The organism is Pseudomonas sp. BIC9C (assembly GCF_034541995.1).
GTDB lineage: Bacteria > Pseudomonadota > Gammaproteobacteria > Pseudomonadales > Pseudomonadaceae > Aquipseudomonas > Aquipseudomonas fluorescens_CC.
Genome location: NZ_JAWDGM010000003.1, coordinates 486990 through 505842, shown reverse-complemented (window position 1 = coordinate 505842; position 18853 = coordinate 486990). Strand labels below are relative to the sequence as shown.

Annotated in this window: 13 protein-coding genes and 1 pseudogene; 5 read left to right on the top strand and 9 right to left on the bottom strand. The window is 59.9% G+C overall.

Going from position 1 to position 18853, the window contains the following annotated elements:
• Positions 1-24 precede the first annotated feature (24 nt).
• The 5 genes from hisC to mtnA all read right to left on the bottom strand — a co-directional run bounded on the left by hisC (position 25) and on the right by mtnA (position 7738).
• Positions 25-1137 carry a histidinol-phosphate transaminase gene (gene hisC / locus RS887_RS16930; protein WP_322616233.1) on the bottom strand — a complete coding sequence of 371 codons (1113 nt, stop codon included), beginning with the start codon at positions 1135-1137 and terminating at the stop codon, positions 25-27.
• A 13-nt stretch (positions 1138-1150) separates the two neighbouring features.
• On the bottom strand, positions 1151-2245 hold the full coding sequence (gene pheA, locus RS887_RS16925) for a prephenate dehydratase (protein WP_085717203.1): 1095 nt from the start codon (positions 2243-2245) through the stop codon (positions 1151-1153).
• Positions 2245-3330: a 3-phosphoserine/phosphohydroxythreonine transaminase gene (gene serC / locus RS887_RS16920; protein ID WP_008017789.1), complete on the bottom strand. Its 1086-nt coding sequence runs from the start codon at positions 3328-3330 to the stop codon at positions 2245-2247. Before serC ends, pheA begins: the two co-directional genes overlap by 1 nt.
• Positions 3331-3577: 247 nt before the next feature.
• Positions 3578-6232 (bottom strand): DNA gyrase subunit A, encoded by a 2655-nt coding sequence (gyrA, locus tag RS887_RS16915; protein WP_057400294.1) that lies wholly within the window; start codon positions 6230-6232, stop codon positions 3578-3580.
• A gap of 429 nt (positions 6233-6661) precedes the next feature.
• The gene (mtnA, locus tag RS887_RS16910; protein ID WP_322616232.1) at positions 6662-7738 is read right to left on the bottom strand and encodes an S-methyl-5-thioribose-1-phosphate isomerase; all 1077 of its coding nucleotides are present in this window, start codon (positions 7736-7738) and stop codon (positions 6662-6664) included.
• Between the two features lie 108 nt (positions 7739-7846).
• Here mtnA and RS887_RS16905 point away from each other — a divergent pair, with 108 nt between their 5' ends.
• The 5 genes and pseudogenes from RS887_RS16905 (at position 7847) to RS887_RS16885 (ending at position 12814) form a co-directional block, all read left to right on the top strand.
• Positions 7847-9181: a TRZ/ATZ family hydrolase gene (locus RS887_RS16905; protein WP_322616231.1), complete on the top strand. Its 1335-nt coding sequence runs from the start codon at positions 7847-7849 to the stop codon at positions 9179-9181.
• Positions 9182-9239: 58 nt separating this feature from the next.
• Positions 9240-9936, top strand: a pseudogene (ubiG, locus tag RS887_RS16900) (bifunctional 2-polyprenyl-6-hydroxyphenol methylase/3-demethylubiquinol 3-O-methyltransferase UbiG).
• Between the two features lie 4 nt (positions 9937-9940).
• A complete protein-coding gene (gene mupP / locus RS887_RS16895) occupies positions 9941-10612 on the top strand; it encodes an N-acetylmuramic acid 6-phosphate phosphatase MupP (protein WP_322616230.1) in 672 nt (223 codons plus the stop codon).
• Between the two features lie 154 nt (positions 10613-10766).
• A complete protein-coding gene (locus RS887_RS16890; protein WP_322616229.1) occupies positions 10767-11507 on the top strand; it encodes a YciK family oxidoreductase in 741 nt (246 codons plus the stop codon).
• Between the two features lie 380 nt (positions 11508-11887).
• Positions 11888-12814 (top strand): GGDEF domain-containing protein, encoded by a 927-nt coding sequence (locus tag RS887_RS16885; RefSeq protein ID WP_322616228.1) that lies wholly within the window; start codon positions 11888-11890, stop codon positions 12812-12814.
• Positions 12815-12950: 136 nt separating this feature from the next.
• Here RS887_RS16885 and RS887_RS16880 read toward each other — a convergent pair whose 3' ends face one another.
• The 4 genes from RS887_RS16880 to RS887_RS16865 all read right to left on the bottom strand — a co-directional run bounded on the left by RS887_RS16880 (position 12951) and on the right by RS887_RS16865 (position 18848).
• On the bottom strand, positions 12951-13712 hold the full coding sequence (locus RS887_RS16880; RefSeq protein WP_416339975.1) for a TenA family transcriptional regulator: 762 nt from the start codon (positions 13710-13712) through the stop codon (positions 12951-12953).
• 76 nt (positions 13713-13788) lie between these two features.
• The gene (locus RS887_RS16875) at positions 13789-16248 is read right to left on the bottom strand and encodes an EAL domain-containing protein (RefSeq protein WP_322616226.1); all 2460 of its coding nucleotides are present in this window, start codon (positions 16246-16248) and stop codon (positions 13789-13791) included.
• A gap of 187 nt (positions 16249-16435) precedes the next feature.
• On the bottom strand, positions 16436-18253 hold the full coding sequence (locus tag RS887_RS16870; protein WP_322616225.1) for an ABC transporter ATP-binding protein: 1818 nt from the start codon (positions 18251-18253) through the stop codon (positions 16436-16438).
• Complete coding sequence (locus RS887_RS16865; RefSeq protein WP_322616350.1) at positions 18246-18848, bottom strand: DsbA family protein; 603 nt, start codon at positions 18846-18848, stop codon at positions 18246-18248. Before RS887_RS16865 ends, RS887_RS16870 begins: the two co-directional genes overlap by 8 nt.
• Positions 18849-18853 lie beyond the last annotated feature (5 nt).

Genomic DNA, 18853 nt, shown 5'->3' with positions numbered 1-18853 from the left:
TCATCAGATTGCAGCGCAATGACATCAACCACGAGCCAGAACCTTGCTCAGCGCTTCAAGGAAGCGGTTGTTTTCTGCCGGCAGACCGATGGTGATGCGCAGGTGATTCGGCATGCCGTAGTTGGCCACCGGACGCACGATCACCCCTTCATGAAGCAAGCCCTGGAACACCGGGGCTGCGACCTGACCGAGATCGACGCAGATGAAATTGCCCTTGGATGGAATCCAGCTCAATCCCAACTCACGGAAACCGGCTTCCAGTTGCTGCATGCCGGACTCATTCAACTGACGGCTCTGCGCCAGATACTCTTCATCCTTCAACGCCGCACAGGCAGCGGCCAAAGCCAGGCTGTTGACGTTGAACGGCTGGCGCACACGGTTCAGCACATCCGCGACCACCGCCGTGGACAAGCCATAACCCACGCGCAATGCCGCCAGGCCATAGGCCTTGGAGAAGGTGCGGGAAACCAGCAGGTTCGGATAGGCCGCCAGGAAGTCCAGGCCATCCGGCAGATCACTGCCTTCGGCGTACTCGATGTAAGCCTCGTCCAGTACGACCAGCACATGCTCCGGAACATCCTGCAGGAATTCGTCCAGCGCCTCAGCATCGAACCAGGTACCGGTCGGGTTGTTCGGGTTGGCGATGAACACCACGCGGGTGTTGGCATCAATGGCCGCCAGCATGGCTGGCAGGTCATGCCCCCAGTCTTTGGCCGGGATGACCTTGGCCTGTGCGCCGACAGCCTGAGTGACAATCGGGTAGACCGCGAACGCATGCTCGCTGAACACGGCATTCAGGCCAGGTGCCAGATAGGCACGCGCGACCAGTTCCAGGATGTCGTTGGAACCATTGCCCAGCGTGACCTGATCGAGTTCGACACGGCACTGTTCGGCCAACAGTGTCTTGAGCGCAAAACCGTTGCCGTCCGGATAGCGGGTCAGCTCGGCCAGCGCCTCGCGGATGGCCGCCAGCGCCTTGGGGCCGGGGCCCAGCGGGTTTTCGTTGCTCGCCAGCTTGACGATGCTGGCCGGATCGAGGTCCAGCTCACGCGCCAGTTCGTCCACGGGTTTGCCCGGAACGTAAGGCGAAAGTTGTTGCACGCCCGGCTGTGCCAGAGCGAGGAAATTGCCACTCATATGCTACCGCCCCTTAGAGAACTGCTTTCGGGTAGGAACCCAGCACCTTGAGTGCTACTGCTTCCTGTCTGATTTTCTCCAGCACACCTTTGACCAGCGGGTCGCGATGATGGCCGACGAAATCGATGAAGAACACATAGGTCCATTTACCGCTGCGCGACGGACGAGTCTCGATTCGTGTCAGATCGATGCCGTTGTCGTGGAACGGCACCAGCAATTCATGAAGCGCACCCGGTTTATTGCTCATCGAGACGATGATGGATGTCTTGTCGTCGCCAGTCGGTGGCACTTCCTGATTGCCGATCATGAGGAAGCGCGTGGAGTTATCCGGGCGATCCTCGATCTTCTCGGCCAAACGGGTCAGCCCGTACAGGCCGGCCGCCATGTCGCCGGCAATCGCCGCCGAGTTCCACTCACCCTTGACCCGCTTGGCCGCTTCAGCGTTGCTGGACACCGCCACGCGCTCGACATTCGGGTAATGGGCGTCCAGCCACTTGCGGCACTGGGCCAGTGACTGGGCGTGGGAGTAAATGCGGCTGATGCTGTCGGTCTTGGTGTTTTCACCGACCAACAGGTGATGGTGGATGCGCAGCTCGACTTCGCCACAGATCACCATGTCGTGTTCGAGGAAGCTGTCGAGGGTGTGGTTGACCGCGCCCTCGGTGGAGTTTTCCACCGGCACCACGCCAAAGTTCACCGCACCGGCCGCCACTTCACGGAACACCTCGTCGATCGCCGCCATCGGCTTGCTGATCACGGCGTGGCCGAAGTGTTTCATGGCCGCCGCCTGGGTGAAGGTGCCTTCTGGGCCGAGGTAAGCCACTTTCAGCGGCTGCTCGAGCGCCAGACAGGAAGACATGATTTCACGAAACAACCGCGCCATCTCTTCGTTGCCCAGCGGCCCCTGGTTACGCTCCATGACACGTTTGAGCACCTGAGCTTCGCGCTCGGGACGATAGAACACCGGCACTTCGCCTTCGGCCAGCGAGGCCATCTTTACTCGCGCGACTTCCTGGGCGCAGCGCGCACGCTCACTGATCAGCTCCAGGACCTTTTCGTCCAGGGCATCAATGCGCAGACGCAGTGCCTTGAGTTCTTGCTCAGACATTAGCCGTGTTCCTTCTCGAACTCTGCCATGTACGAAACCAGCGCGTTGACGGCGTTGATGTCGACGGCGTTATAGATGGAGGCGCGCATGCCGCCCACGGAACGGTGCCCCTTGAGGTTCAACAGGCCACGCTCGTCGGCACCCGCCAGGAACGGCTTGTCCAGACGATCGTCAGCCAGGCGGAACGGCACGTTCATCCACGAGCGGTCCGACTTGTTGATCGGGTTGCTGTACAGGCCGCTGGCATCGATGAAGCCGTACAGCGTGCGCTGCTTGACTTCGTTGAGCTTGCCGATGGCCTCGACGCCGCCCTGTTCTTTCAGCCACTCGAACACCAGACCGGACAAGTACCAGGCCAGGGTCGGCGGAGTGTTGTACATCGAACCGTTATCGGCCGCGATCTTGTAGTTGAGCATAGTCGGGCACAGGGAACGAGCCTTGCCCAGCAGGTCTTCGCGAACGATGTTGACGACGATACCGCTCGGGCCGATGTTTTTCTGGGCACCGGCGTAGATCATGCCGAAACGCGAAACATCAATCGGGCGCGACAGGATGTCCGAAGACATGTCGGCGACCAGCGGAACATCACCGGTTTCCGGAATCCATTGGAATTCCAGACCGCCGATGGTTTCGTTCGGCGCGTAATGGACATAGGCCGCGTCTTTCGACAGCTTCCATTCGTTCTGGCCGGGAATGGCGAAATAGTCGTAAGGCTTGGCGGTACCGGCAACATTGACGTGGCCGTAGCGCGAAGCTTCTTCGATGGCTTTCTGCGACCAGATACCGGTGTCGATATAGTCGGCCGAGCCGTTTTCCGGCAACAGGTTCAGAGGAATCTGAGCAAATTGCTGGCTGGCGCCACCTTGCAGAAACAGCACTTTATAGTTCGAGGGGATATTCAGCAGATCACGCAGATCCTGCTCGGCCTTGGTGGCAATGGACACGAACTCATCGCTGCGATGGCTCATTTCCATGACCGACAGACCCTTGCCGTGCCAGTCGAGGAGTTCACCCTGGGCGCGCTGCAGGACAGCTTCGGGAAGCGCCGCAGGACCGGCACAGAAGTTATAGGCTCTCTTGCTCACATCCAATCTCGCTCTGATTTGGGGGTATCACGCAATAAATCGCATTATCAGCCGACACCGGATCCCTGTTGAACAGGGATTTGTGGGAGCGAGCCTGCTCGCGATTGCATCACCGCGATACTTCAGACGCACCGCAGCGCCTGCATCGCGAGCAGGCTCGCTCCCACAAGGGATCTCCGGAGGTGTCGATATTTCTTTACGGACAAACAACAAGGGGGCGAATTTTCATCCGCCCCCTCATATCCACTTACTCTTGTGGTTCTTCGTCAGCAGCGGCATCGAGTTGCTGGTCTTCGGCAACGTCGTCGATCACGACTTCACCGACAAACCCTTCACCCTCTTCGCCTTCCAGCTCTTCACCCTCGACTTCCGACGGCTCCTGAACCCGCTCCAGCCCGACCAGCGTTTCGTCGTTGGCCAGCTTGATCAGGGTCACGCCCTGGGTGTTGCGACCCAGGCTGGACACTTCGTCGACACGGGTGCGCACGAGGGTGCCCTGGTCGGAAATCAGCATGATTTCCTCGCCGTCGAGCACCTGAACCGCACCGACCAGACGGCCGTTACGCTCGTTGCTGACCATGGCGATAACGCCCTGACCGCCACGCTTGTACTCAGGGAACTCGGTGATCGCCGTGCGCTTGCCAAAACCACGCTCGGAAGCGGTGAGGATCTGGCTGCCTTCTTCTGGAATCAGCATGGAAATCAGCTTCTGGCCTTCCGGCAGGCGCATGCCGCGCACACCGCGGGCGGTACGGCCCATGGCGCGAACATCGGACTCCTTGAAGCGGGTGACCTTGCCGCCATCGGAGAACAGCATCACTTCGCGTTCGCCGTCGGTGATGGCCGCGGAAATCAGCACGTCGCCTTCGTCCAGTTCCAGCGCGATCAGGCCGACACTGCGTTGACGGCTGAAGGATTCCAGCGGGGTCTTCTTCACGGTGCCGTTGGCGGTGGCCATGAAGATGTAGTGACCTTCGGTGTATTCCTCGACCGGCAGCATGGTGGTGATGTACTCACCGTCGTCCAGCGGCAGCAGGTTGACCAGCGGACGGCCACGGGCAGCGCGGGACGCCTCTGGGATTTCGTAGGTTTTCAACCAGTACACCTTGCCCTTGCTGGAGAACAGCAGCAGCGTGGTGTGACTGTTGGCAACCAGCAGGTGAGCGATGTAGTCCTCATCCTTCACGCCGGTTGCCGACTTGCCTTTACCGCCACGACGCTGGGCCTGGTACGCAGCCAGCGGCTGGGTCTTGGCGTAGCCACCGTGGGAAATGGTCACGACGCGCTCTTCTTCCGGGATCATGTCACCCAGGGTCAGGTCGAGACGGGCATCGAGGATCTCGGTGCGACGCACGTCGCCGTATTCGGCGCGGATCACTTCCAGCTCTTCGCGGATCACTTCCATCAGGCGCGTGGCGCTGTTGAGGATGCGGATCAGCTCGCCGATCTGGTTGAGGATCTCTTGATACTCGGCCAGCAGTTTTTCGTGCTCCAGACCGGTCAGGCGGTGCAAACGCAGTTCCAGAATGGCTTGCGCCTGTTCTGGCGACAGGAAGTACTTGCCGTCGCGCAGACCGTATTGCGGATCGAGGTTTTCCGGACGGCACGAATCGGCGCCGGCACGCTCGACCATCGCCACCACAGCCGAGGATTCCCAAGGGGTGCTGACCAGCGCTTCCTTGGCTTCCGATGGCGTTGGCGACGCCTTGATCAGGGCGATGACCGGGTCGATGTTCGACAGGGCTACCGCTTGACCTTCAAGGATGTGACCACGCTCGCGCGCCTTGCGCAGCTCGAACACGGTGCGGCGGGTAACCACTTCACGACGGTGACGGACGAAGGCTTCCAGCAGGTCCTTGAGGTTCAGGATCCGCGGACGGCCGTCGATCAGCGCGACGATGTTGATACCGAACACCGCTTGCAGCTGGGTCTGGGCGTAGAGGTTGTTGAGAATGACCTCAGGCACTTCGCCGCGACGCAGCTCGATCACCACGCGCATACCGTCCTTGTCGGACTCGTCGCGCAGTTCGGTGATGCCTTCAAGCTTCTTCTCCTTGACCAGCTCGGCGATCTTCTCGATCAGACGCGCCTTGTTCAGCTGGTAAGGGAGTTCGGTGATGACGATCTGCTGACGACCACCGACCTTGTCGATGTCTTCGATGATCGAGCGGGCGCGCATGTAAATGCGACCGCGACCGGTGCGGTAGGCTTCGATGATACCGGCGCGACCGTTGATGATCGCGGCAGTCGGGAAGTCCGGACCGGGAATGTATTGCATCAGTTCATCGACGGTCAGCTCGGGGTTGTCGATGAGCGCCAGGCAACCGTCGATGACTTCACCGAGGTTGTGCGGCGGAATGTTGGTCGCCATGCCCACGGCGATACCGCTGGAGCCGTTGACCAACAGGTTGGGAATACGGGTCGGCATGACCGCCGGGATCATCTCGGTGCCGTCGTAGTTCGGCACCCAGTCCACGGTTTCCTTGTGCAGGTCAGCCAGCAGCTCGTGCGCCAGCTTGGTCATGCGCACTTCGGTGTATCGCATGGCCGCGGCGTTGTCGCCGTCCACCGAACCGAAGTTGCCCTGGCCGTCTACCAGCAGGTAGCGCAGGGAGAATGGCTGCGCCATCCGAACGATGGTGTCGTACACCGCGGTATCACCGTGCGGGTGATACTTACCGATCACGTCACCGACAACACGGGCAGATTTCTTGTACGGCTTGTTGAAGTCGTTGCCCAGCTCGCTCATCGCGAACAGCACGCGCCGGTGCACGGGCTTCAAGCCATCGCGCGCATCCGGCAGTGCCCGCCCGACAATCACGCTCATCGCGTAGTCGAGGTAGGACTGCTTCAGCTCGTCTTCGATATTGACCGGGAGGATTTCTTTGGCCAGTTCGCCCATGAGAAGCCTGATTCCTTTTTCTGGTGAAACTTCGTCAGGACCAACGAAGCTCGTCGATACAGGCTTAGTGCCATGCACCGACTTACGACAAATCAACGAGTTATGCCATGGATCTGCGCAGTACGGGTCGCCACTTCGGGCAACCCTGGAAACCGCCGGATGTTATCACAAGAGCCGCCACGCACCTATCCCCTAGATGCGCATGGAGAGTAGTTAGTTGACCGATGACAGGCTTGAAGGGGACGAGAGGGGCTTAGAGCTGTGTTGAATGAAGAATTCGTGACTGATTCGAGCTGATTTGTTGGTTTTAGGGCCTCTTCGCGGGCAAGCCCGCTCCCACAGTTTTTTTGAACGCCAAAGAACAGTGTGGGAGCGGCGGTGCGGCGATCCGACTTGCCCGCGATGACGATTTATCAGGCGCCAGACAGATCAATGCAGGCGCTTACGGCACATCAACTGCGCCATCTTCGCCGTATCCGGGCGCTCGACGATGCCTTTTTCGGTGACGATCGCATCGATCAGGTCCGCCGGTGTCACATCGAACACCGGATTGAACGCTTCGACATCCGCGCCGACCCGCTTGCCACCGACCTCCAGCAACTCGCGACCATCACGCTCCTCAATCGGAATGTCATCGCCACTGGCCAGGTTCATGTCGATGGTCGAGCTCGGCGCCACCACCATGAAGCGCACGCCGTGGTGCATGGCGTTGACCGCCAGTTGATAGGTGCCGATCTTGTTGGCCACGTCGCCATTGGCGGTGATCCGGTCAGCGCCGACGATGACCCAGGTAGGGCCCTTGGTCTTCATGATATGCGCCGCGGCGGAATCGACATTGAGGGTCACGGGAATGCCTTCATTGGCCAGTTCCCACGCGGTCAGCCGCGAGCCCTGCAGCCATGGGCGGGTTTCGTCGACATACACCCGCTCGACCATGCCCTCGATGTATGCACCACGAATCACCCCCAGCGCCGTGCCAAAGCCGCCCGTGGCCAGTGCGCCGGTGTTGCAGTGGGTCAGGATCGCCTGGGCATTGCCCTGATGCTTGCGGATCAGGTCGACACCCAATTGCGCCATGGTCAGGTTGGCTTCGCGATCACTTTCGTGAATGGCGATGGCCTCGGCCTCCAGCACCTCCAGCGGATCGGCATTGTCTTTCAGGCGATCGAGCCGATCATGCATGCGCCCCAGCGCCCAGAACAGGTTGACCGCAGTGGGACGGGAATCGGCCAGCAGCGCAAAATCCTCTTCCAGCGCCGCGTACCAGTCGCCACCTTCGGCAATCCGGGCACGAGCCGCGAGCACGATGCCATAAGCGGCGCTAATGCCGATGGCCGGCGCGCCACGCACCACCATCGAGCGAATGGCCTCGGCCACACCGGCTGCACTGGTGTAGGCGATCCAGGTTTCCTCGAACGGCAAAATGCGCTGATCCAGCAGATGGAGAGCGCCATCACGCCAATCGATGGCCTTTACCTTTTCCGCAGCCAACAGTCGATCGCGCATCCCTCACCCCGCACTCATGAACAAAAGCCGCCGATTATAGCGATCCCCCGGCGAAGACGCTCGGGTATACTTCGCCATCCTTTACAAAAGCACTGGAACCGACCCTCGATGCCGAACACTGCCGCTGCGCTCGACCTGTTATTGCTGCCGACCTGGCTGGTACCCGTCGAACCCGCTGGTGTTGTCCTCAAGGAACATGGCGTGGGCATCCGTGATGGATGCATCGTGTTTATCGGCCCACGTTCCGCCGCGCTGAAGCTTAACGCAACCGAAACCCGCGAGTTGCCCGACATGTTGCTCAGCCCCGGCCTGATCAATGCCCACGGGCACGCGGCGATGACGCTGTTCCGTGGCCTGGCCGATGACCTGCCATTGATGACCTGGCTGGAAAACCACATCTGGCCCGCAGAAGCCAAGTGGGTCGACGAGGATTTCGTGCGCGACGGTACGGACCTGGCCATCGCCGAGCAGATCAAAGGTGGCATCACCTGTTTCTCTGACATGTATTTCTTCCCGAAGGTTGCCAGCGAGCGCGTGCACAACAGCGGCATTCGCGCGCAGATCGCGATTCCGATCCTCGACTTCCCTATTCCAGGCGCCGCTACCGCGGACGAAGCCATTCGTCAGGGCGTTGAACTGTTTGGCGATCTCAAGCACCACGAGCGCATCAAGATCACCTTCGGCCCCCATGCACCCTACACCGTAGGCGACGAAAACCTGGAAAAAATCCGGGTGATCGCCGAGGAACTGGACGCCTCGATCCACATGCATGTGCATGAAACCGCGTTCGAAGTGCAGCAATCGGTCGAGCAGCGCGGTGAACGCCCACTGGCCCGCCTGGCGCGCCTGGGCTTGCTGGGGCCGCGCTTCCAGGCGGTTCACATGACCCAGATCAGCGATGAAGACCTGGCGCTGCTGGTAGAAAGCAACAGCAATGTGATTCATTGCCCGGAGTCGAACCTGAAGCTGGCCAGCGGATTCTGCCCGGTCGAGCGTTTGTGGCAGGCCGGGGTCAATGTCGCGGTCGGCACCGATGGCGCGGCGAGCAACAATGACCTGGACCTGCTCGGCGAAACCCGCACCGCAGCCCTGCTGGCCAAGGCTGTCGCCGGCTCGGCCACCGCGCTGGATGCGCATCGCGCCTTGCGCATGGCCACCCTCAACGGCGCCCGGGCACTGGGTATCGAAGCCCAGGTCGGCTCGCTGGAAATCGGCAAAGCGGCGGACATGGTGGCTTTCGACCTCTCCGGCCTGGCCCAGCAACCGGTCTACGACCCGGTTTCGCAGCTTATATACGCCACCGGCCGCGACTGCGTGAAACACCTTTGGGTGGCCGGCAAGCAGTTGCTCGATGACCGTCGCCTGACACGTCTTGATGAACAACAGCTAGGCACTGTTGCGAAGGCCTGGGGCCAGCGCATCAGCGGCCGTACCGAATCGTAAGCACCCTGGAGCACAATCCGGGGCAACAGGATTTTTCAAGTTTTAGAGGACTTAAACCATGAGCAACGTCGACTACGCCGAAATCGCCAAATTCGAAGCCCTGGCCCATCGCTGGTGGGACCGCGAAAGCGAATTCAAACCGCTGCACGACATCAACCCGCTGCGAGTCAACTGGATTGACGAGCGGGTCAATCTGGCCGGTAAAGGTCCTCGACGTCGGTTGCGGCGGCGGCATCCTCAGCGAAGCCATGGCCCAGCGCGGCGCGACCGTCATGGGGATCGACATGGGTGAAGCGCCGTTGGCGGTTGCCCAGTTGCATCAGCTGGAGTCGGGCGTCAACGTCGAATACCGGCAGATCACCGCCGAAGCCCTGGCCGAGGAAATGCCCGAGCAATTCGACGTGGTCACCTGCCTGGAAATGCTCGAGCACGTGCCGGATCCGTCGTCGGTCATCCGCGCCTGCTTCCGCATGGTCAAGCCCGGTGGCCAGGTGTTCTTCTCCACCATCAACCGCAACCCGAAGGCGTACCTGTTCGCCATCGTCGGCGCCGAATACATCATGAAGTTGCTGCCGCGCGGCACCCACGACTTCAAGAAATTCATCCGCCCTTCCGAACTCGGCGCCTGGAGCCGCATGGCCGGCCTGACCGTCAAGGACATCATCGGCCTGACCTACAACCCGCTGACCAAGCACTACAAGCTGGCCTCCGACGTGGACGTCAACTACATGATCCAGACCCTGCGCGAGGAGTAAGCCGATGCCTATCAGAGCAGTTCTTTTCGACATGGACGGCACCCTGCTCGACACCGCGCCGGACTTCATTGCGATCTGTCAGGCGATGCGTGCCGACCGCGGCTTGCCGCCGATGAACGACAAGCACATCCGCGACGAGATTTCCGGCGGTGCCAGGGCAATGGTCGCAGTGACCTTCGCCATGGACCCGGAATCGTCGGGGTTCGAGGAATTGCGCCAGGAGTTCCTGGAACGCTACCTCGTGGGTTGCGCCGTTCACAGCAAGCTGTTCGACGGCATGGCTGAATTGCTCGCCGATATCGAGAAATCCAACCTGATCTGGGGCGTGGTCACCAACAAGCCACTGCGTTTCGCCGAACCGATCATGCAACAGCTGGGGCTGGCCGAGCGGTCGGCGCTGCTGATCTGCCCGGATCACGTGAAGAACAGCAAACCAGACCCGGAGCCGCTGATCCTCGCTTGCAAGATGCTCGACCTGGATCCGGCCAGCGTGCTGTTCGTCGGCGATGACCTGCGCGACATAGAGTCCGGCCGCGATGCCGGCACCAGGACTGCTGCGGTGACCTTCGGCTACATCCACCCGGATGACAACCCGCGACACTGGGGAGCGGACGTAGTGGTCGATCATCCGCTGGAGTTGCGCAAGGTGCTCGATAGCGCCCTGTGTAGCTGCTAAGCCGAACCGCTTTTTTGTAGGAGCGAGCTTGCTCGCGAAAAACCCGAGAACGCCGCAGGGTGTCAGGCTTGTCGCGTAATCGTTGACGACCATCGCGAGCAAGCTCGCTCCCACAAGGATCGCGTCGCCCCTATTCTGATTTGTCGAGGTTTTTATGTTTGATTATTCCGCCCGCCCTGAACTGCTCAAGGACCGGGTCATCCTGGTCACCGGCGCCGGTCGCGGCATCGGCGCCGCAGCGGCAAAAACCTACGCCGCCCACGGCGCCACCGTGCTGCTGCTGGGCAAAACCGAAGCCAACCTGACCCAGGTCTACGACGAAATCGAAGCCGCCGGCCACCCACAACCGGCGGTAATCCCGTTCAACCTCGAAACCGCCCTGCCCCATCAATACGATGAGCTGGCAGCGATGATCGAAACCGAATTCGGCCATCTTGACGGTTTGTTGCACAACGCTTCGATCATTGGCCCGCGCACGCCGATCGAACAGCTGTCCGGCGAAAACTTCATGCGGGTCATGCAAGTCAACGTCAACGCCATGTTCATGCTCACCAATACGCTGCTGCCGCTGCTCAAGCTGTCGCAGGATGCCTCGGTAGTGTTCACTTCCAGCAGCGTCGGCCGCAAGGGACGTGCGTATTGGGGCGCTTACGGCGTCTCAAAATTCGCCACTGAAGGCCTGATGCAAACCCTGGCTGACGAAGTCGATACCGTGGCCCCGGTACGCTCCAACAGCATCAACCCGGGCGCTACCCGCACCAGCATGCGCGCCCAGGCCTACCCCGGTGAAAACCCACTGAACAATCCGACGCCCGAGGAGATCATGCCGGTCTACCTTTACCTGATGGGCCCGGACAGCACCGGTATCAATGGTCAGGCGTTCAACGCCCAGTAACGACCGTACGTCGCTTTTCTGCTGCCGCGCCGGCTTCCCGCCGCGGCACTCGAAGGCTCTCCAATTCAGGCCAGGCACTTGTCAAACAAACGTCACACGAAGCGCCTTGCAGGTCAAAGACAAGAAGCAACCAATTGATTTAACACATATTTTATTAAGATGAACCGAATGGCACGACTTTCGCTCTAAGTTTGCTCAAACACGCAACGTGAAAGCAGACGGGGGGGTGAAGCTTGAGTGGAGAAGTTACTCATCTTCTACAAAGCGGATTAAACTTGTACGAAATGTCCTACGGGACTGACGGACCAGTACGACGCGCAGCCCTAAGCCGCTCTCACCCTGCTTGTAAGACAGCCTTACTGCTTAGGGGCGCACGCCTTATGAAACCACCTTCCCAGACCAACGCAATTGACTTCGATAGTGCCAAATTGCAGCGCCTGGGCTTTGGTCAGCAGCAGCCTCTTCTGGAAAGGCCTGTCAGTCTTGCGCAAATGCGCCAGCAACTGAGCCTGCAGCTGCAAACCAGTCTGGAGCCGCAACGCATTCTCGGAACGTTCTATCGCGAGATTCAACGATTGGTGCCGCTGGACGCCTTGTGCTACCAGCACAAGAGCAGCGACCTGCGCCTGGAGTTCGGCCAGCGCGGCCACCATTCCATCAGTTACAGCCTTAGCCACGAAGGCGAGCACCTGGGCGAGCTGGTTTTCCGCCGCAATCAGCGTTTCAGCGAACAGGAACAGGGCAATCTCGAATCACTGCTGGCCGCGCTGCTTTTCCCGATGCGCAACGCGCTGCTTTACCGTACCGCCACCCAAAGCGCACTGCGCGACCCGCTGACGGGCACCGGCAACCGCATCGCCATGGACCAGACGCTGCAAAGGGAAATCGAGCTGTCCCGGCGCCATCTGCAACCGTTGTCGGTGCTGATGCTGGACATCGATCATTTCAAGCAAGTCAATGACATCCATGGCCACAGCACTGGCGATGATGTGCTCAAGGCGGTCGCTGCCTCGATCAAACACCAGCTGCGCAACGTGGACATGGTGTTTCGCTATGGCGGTGAAGAGTTCCTGATACTGCTGTCGAACACCAGCCGCGAGGCCGCGGCCATGGTCGGTGAACGGCTGCGGTTTGCAGTGCAATCTGAAGAATACCTGGCCGATGGTCATGCGATCTTGCTGACGGTCAGCCTCGGCTGTTCGACCCTGTTGCCCGGCGAGTCTGCCGAAAGCCTGTTGCGACGGGCAGACAGCGCGCTGTATGTGGCCAAGCGCGAAGGTCGTAACCGGCTGGAGATGGCGGGCTGATTTTTCAGCCACAACACAAAACAATGTGGGAGCGGGCTTGCTCGCGAAGGCGGTGTATCAGGTGGCATGGATGTCACTGATATTCCGCCTTCGCGAGCAAGCCCGCTCCCACAGTTTTTATTGCGTGATTTATGAATCAGCCTTCGACCAGTGCCATCCGTTCACGAAAGACCGGCGCTCTCTCTGCATGCTCCAATTGCATGCAACGCTCAAGAAACAGGTACATATAGTCGTAGCTCTTGCAAACAGCCTGGCGCAACTCCACCTGCAGGGATTTGCTCGGGTTGGTGCCCGCCAGGGTGCAAATGATTTCCAGGGCTTCCCATGGATGGGCATCGTCGTACTGGGCGTGCATCTTCAGCCACTTCATCGCACGCTTGCGATCTTCCTCGGGGAACGAGGTGGCGTAGATACCGTTGGAACAAACGACCGCCGACCATTCCCCGGTCGCACCTTCGATGGCGTAGTTGGTGGCAGCAATCGCTACGATCAGCGAGTCAGCTGAACTGGTGTGCCAACACCAATGGCTCAGGGCGTGAAGCTCCGGTGCAACCTGCTGTGCCTGCAGGTCTTCCAGGCTGACACCGTGCGCGCGACTCCAGTGCACCCAGTAATCGGCGTGGTTCAATTCGACGCGGATATTACGCATCAGCCAGCGACGGGCCATGTCTTCGCCGGGATGACGGGCAAAGCGGGTCTTGGTCAGGTTTTGTGCCATATACAACGCAAACTGTTCGACCACTGGCCAGCCACCGATCAGGTACTGGCGCATGGTCTTCGCACTGAGTCTGTTGTCTCGCATGCGTTGGTACAGTTCGTGTTCGACAACCCGGCGCTTGCTCTCGCTGCAGTCCTGGATCAGGCGCTGGGCCCAGGCAGGGTAACTTGCAGCTTCCATGAGCGGTCCGGTTCGGTTGAATGTGTCGATCACTGTCGAGCTCCTTTGGATTGTGATTGTAAGACCGACAGGAGTTTCAACGGAACGTGCCAGGTGCCCTGAACAACAGAGGCTGAGGCCTGGCAGGACGACTTAGCAAGCTATCGCTGGTAAACAGATGCGGGCGTTCAATCACATACCCTTGAGCGTAATCCACCCCGATTTCCAGCAATGCCTGCTCGATCTGGGGCGTTTCGACAAACTCGGCAATCGTGCGCTTACCCATCACATGGCCGATGTGATTGATCACTTCGACCATGGCGCGGTTAATCGGGTCGTCCAGCATATCCTTGACGAAACTCCCGTCGATCTTCAGGAAGTCTACAGGCAAATGTTTCAGGTAGGCGAATGAGGACATTCCGGCACAAAAATCGTCCAGTGAAAAATGGCATCCCAAGCCTTTGAGTTCATTAATGAATCGAATGGCGCTGCCAAGATTTGAAATAGCACTGGTCTCAGTAATTTCAAAACAAATCATTTCAGGCGGAATCGAATACGTCACAAACTGTTCGCGCAGGAAGTCCAGGAATGCCTCATCCCCGATCGTCGTGCCTGACAGATTGATCGCACACATGGCCAACGGCCCATGACCTTGCTCGGCTCGGCATTGGGCAATGATCTTGAACACGTTTTGCACAACCCAACGATCAAGCGAGCTCATCAGGCCATAGCGTTCAGCGGCCGGAATGAAGCTGTCGGGCAAGATCATCCGCCCGGCTTCATCATGCAACCGCAGAAGAATTTCAATGTGCCCGCCGTCCTGACCGATATGACCCAAGGGGGCGATTTCCTGGGCGTACAGGCAAAAGCGGTCCTCCTCAAGCGCCATGTGCAAACGCTGCACCCAGGCCATTTCGCCGAAACGCAGGGACAACTCCGAGTCATCCGGATGATAGACCTGGACCCGGTTCCGGCCCTTTTCCTTGGCCATGTAGCATGCCATGTCGGCAGCACGCAGCGAGGCTTCGAGCGTCGTCGGATTCTGTGCGACATGGACCAGCCCGATACTGACAGTGGTGACGAAAGGCCGGCCCTTCCAGACGAAATGCAGATTCTGCACAGTCTGGCGCAGGCTCTCGGCAATTTTCTCCGCCGCTTCCGGTGCACAGTTCTCCAGCAGGATGCCGAACTCGTCGCCGCCAAGGCGCGCCAGGGTATCGCCTTCACGCAGCCCCGACTGCAACAAGGCACAGATATGCCGCAACAGTTCATCGCCCGCCGCGTGGCCGCAGGTATCGTTGACCAGTTTGAATTGATCCAGATCGAGGAACATCAGGGCATGGCGACCCGAGTAGCGGGTCAGGTTGTGCAGCGCCTGTTCCAGGCGATATTCGAATTCGCGGCGGTTAGCGAGGCCGGTCAAGGCATCGTGGGTCGCCTGCCACGACAGATTGGCGATGTATTGCCGCTCCTGGGTCATGTCATGCAGCACCAGCACCGTCCCGCTGACTTTACCGGCATTGCGGATTGGCGCGCCCACCAATGTGACCGACACCGTGCTGCCGTCCAGGCGTTGAATCAGCCTGGAGTGCTCACTGCCGCCACTGAGCTGGCCGCTGAGAATATGCTCGATCAGGGTGAAACCATCGGTCTGCGCATTTTCATCCAGCAGGTTGAACAGCGCCGCCAGCGGCAATCCTGTCGCCTGCTCGGCCTTCCAGTGGGTCAACGCCTCGGCCGCCGGATTCATGTAGGCAATCGCACCGGAAACGTCCGTGGTGATCACTCCGTCACCAATTGATTGCAGGGTGATCTGCGCCCGCTCCTTCTCCAGTTGCAGCGCATCGGCGAAGGCATGGCGCTGCTTGAGCAGCTTATGAGTGCGCATCAAGGCCAATGCAATCAGGCCCAGGGCGGTGGCCAGATTCGTCACCAACAACAGACGCAGAATCACCCGCGAACCTTCGCCCAGGGCATCGCTGAACGCTTTCGCTGCCGGCGTCACGCCGTCATTGATGGCGAAAATCTGCTCCTTCCAGCGCTGCACATCCGCACCGGAGGCCGGGCTGGAGGTGATGTGCTGATGCATTTCCCGTGCTATGTCATCGAGCTGGACCAGATAGGCATCACCCACGGTCCAGAGGTCGATGGCTTTTTCGAGGTAACTGAAGTGACGAAAGTTGAGGTACAGCCAAATCAGACTGGCGACATCGTCAGGATGATTGCCGCCCTTGAGGATCGCCACACGTGCGGCCTCGATGTCCGGCGGCTGATTATCCAGCGCCACACGCAACTCATGCCCGCCCTGAGGCACGGAAATGGCGTTCTGGTATTTATGAAAAATCGCTTCGTCGGCGCTGTCGGCGTAGAGATTGAGGTAATAGATGGCGTCTTTCTGGCCCTTGGACCAGAGGCTTTCGCCCGCAACATAGCCGCGAACCGCCGACAGCACATAAAGGCTAACGCCACCCAATAAGGCTTGAAACAACACAACGGCGATAAATGGCCAGACGATGCCCAACAACCGTGGCGTTCCGAGAGTCCGCGTTTGATTCATGAGGTCCCTTGATTTAGCACCGCTAGCTCGTCTTCCGGACGAAATCGCTTTAGCTAGACTAGGTTGCGATTTCGGTCCCGGCAAGCGACAAGCTATGCCCGGAGGGAGTATCGCGGCCATCGAATTCGGTCGCGATAATGTTTTTTATAGTTTTGAAGTGGCGCCCTGCAACCTTGATGTCGTCTTGCTACATTCGCTGCAAATGACCGTAAAGCTTGGCGTACAGACCACCGTCGGCAATCAGTTGCTGATGATCACCATCCTCTGCGATCTGCCCGCCGTCGAATACCAGCACACGGTCGGCCTGTTTTACCGCCGAAAGACGGTGAGCAATGATCAATGTGGTGCGGTTGCTCAGGAACCGCGCCAGTGCCTGGTGCAGGTTGTACTCGGTGGCGGCATCCAGCGCCGAAGTCGCTTCATCGAGGATCACCACTTTCGGTTCGGCCAGCACCATCCGCGCAATGGCCAGGCGCTGGCGCTGCCCGCCGGACAAGCGCACGCCGGAGCGACCGACGATGCTGTCCAGGCCGTTGGGCAAATCCCGGACCGTGTTGTGCAGTTGGGCGATTTCCAGCGCCTGCCAGCAGGCCTCGTCACTGCGCTCACGGCCCATGGTCAGGTTGGCCCGGATGGTGTCGTTGAACAGGGCCGGATGTTGCAGGACCACGGCGACATTTTCCCGCACGGTTTCCAGGCCGATCTCTTGCTGGGTTGAACCACCGAAACGAATGGTGCCGGCCAATGGCGTGTACAAGCCCAACAGCAGTTGCACCAGTGTGCTCTTGCCGCCGCCGCTGGCACCGACGATCGCGACTTTTTCGCCGGGGGCGATGGAGAGATTCATCTGGCTCAGCACCAGTTCGTCACCGTAGCCGAAGCTCAATCCCTGAACCTCGATCCCGACGGTTTCGCGACCGTTGAACGGGTCGACTCCGCCCGGGTACTCGGGTTCGTCGGCGCGGGACAGCAGTTCGTTGATCCGCGACAGCGCACCGCCGGCAGCGTAGTAGGCATATTGCAGGTTCAGCAGTTGTTCCACCGGACCGATCATGAACCACAGGTAGCTGAACACCGCGAGCATCTGGCCGATGGACAGGTCGGAGAACAACACCGTGAGCATGGCCGCAGCCCGGAAAATATCGATGCCGAACTGGAACAGCAATCCGCTGGCCCGGTTCGATGCGTCGGTTTTCCACTGCGAATTCACCGCGTAATCGCGCACATCCCGGGCACGCTGGCCCAGGCGGCCGAGGAAAAACCCCTGGCGGTTGCCGGCGCGAACTTCCTGGATGGCATCCAGCGTTTCGGTCAGCGCCTGGGTAAAGCGCGAAGTGCTGTCGTTCTCGAGCTTCTTCAGGTGCTTGACCCGCTTGCCCAACTGCACCGTGGCGTAGATCACCAACGGGTTGAACAACAGAATCAGCAACGCCAGCTTCCAGTGCATCCACATCAGAATGCCGGCAGTGCCGACCAGGGTCAGCATGGCCACAAGGAAACGGCTGAGGGTTTCACCGACGAATTTGTCCAGCGTGTCGAGGTCGGTGACCAGATGCGTGGTCACCGTGCCGCTGCCCAGGCTTTCGTATTCACCCAGCGAGATACGCTTGAGCCGTTCGATCAGGCGTATGCGAATGCGGTAGACGATGTCCTTGGCCAACCCGGCGAACAATTTCGCCTGCACCACGTTGAACAGCAACGCCGTGCAACGCAGGGTCAAGGTCACCAGCAACATCAGGCCGATGTAGCCCGCGGCTTTCTGCCAGCCTTCAGGCAGCGCGTGGTTCATGATCTTCAGCGCGGCATCACCGTGCCCCAGCAATACCTCGTCCACCAGCAACGGCAGGAGCAAGGGAATCGGCACGCTGCACAAGGTCGCCAGCACGGCCACGCCGTTGGCGATCCACAGGGATTTCTTGTGATGCAGGGCCAGGCGACGGATTTCCGCCCAGCTCAGGCGGTCGACACGTTTAGCGGTAGCGACATCCTCGGGCAGATCATGCACAGGCAGCACGCTCCAGCCAGCGGCCGAGCAGCGGGGTCAACTCGCTCAAAGGCTGATAGCCATTGGTCAGCAACGCCAGTTGGCCGTTACGTTCAGCCAGCAGTGTGGGGAAACCGGCAATGCCCAGGTCCTGGACCCAGGTGAAATCGGCAGCAGTGGCCGCGTGCATATCGGCCCGATCGAACGCACCGGCGAACTCGATGCGTGGCAAACCGGCCTGCTCCGCCAGTTCCACCAACACGCTGGCCTGCGTGACGTCGCGACCTTGGGCATAAAACGCGTGCTGAATCAGCCCGAGCAGTTTCCACGCGCAATCCGGCGCCAGGCTGCGGGCCGTCACCAATGCCCGGCAGGCAGGTTCGGTGTCATAGACAAAACCGTCGGGCAACGCGCCTTCGAGCTTGAACGGCTGCCCGGTGGCCTCGGTGACTGCCTGCCAATGTTCAAGGATATAGCGACGGGTAGACGGTTCCAGCGCTGCACCGCTGCCAGTGCGCAAACCGCCCACAATCAAGTGCACATCCACGCCTGCGGCTTGCGCCTGCTTGACCAGTGCGTTGGCCACCGGGGCAAACCCCCAGCACCAGGAACACATCGGGT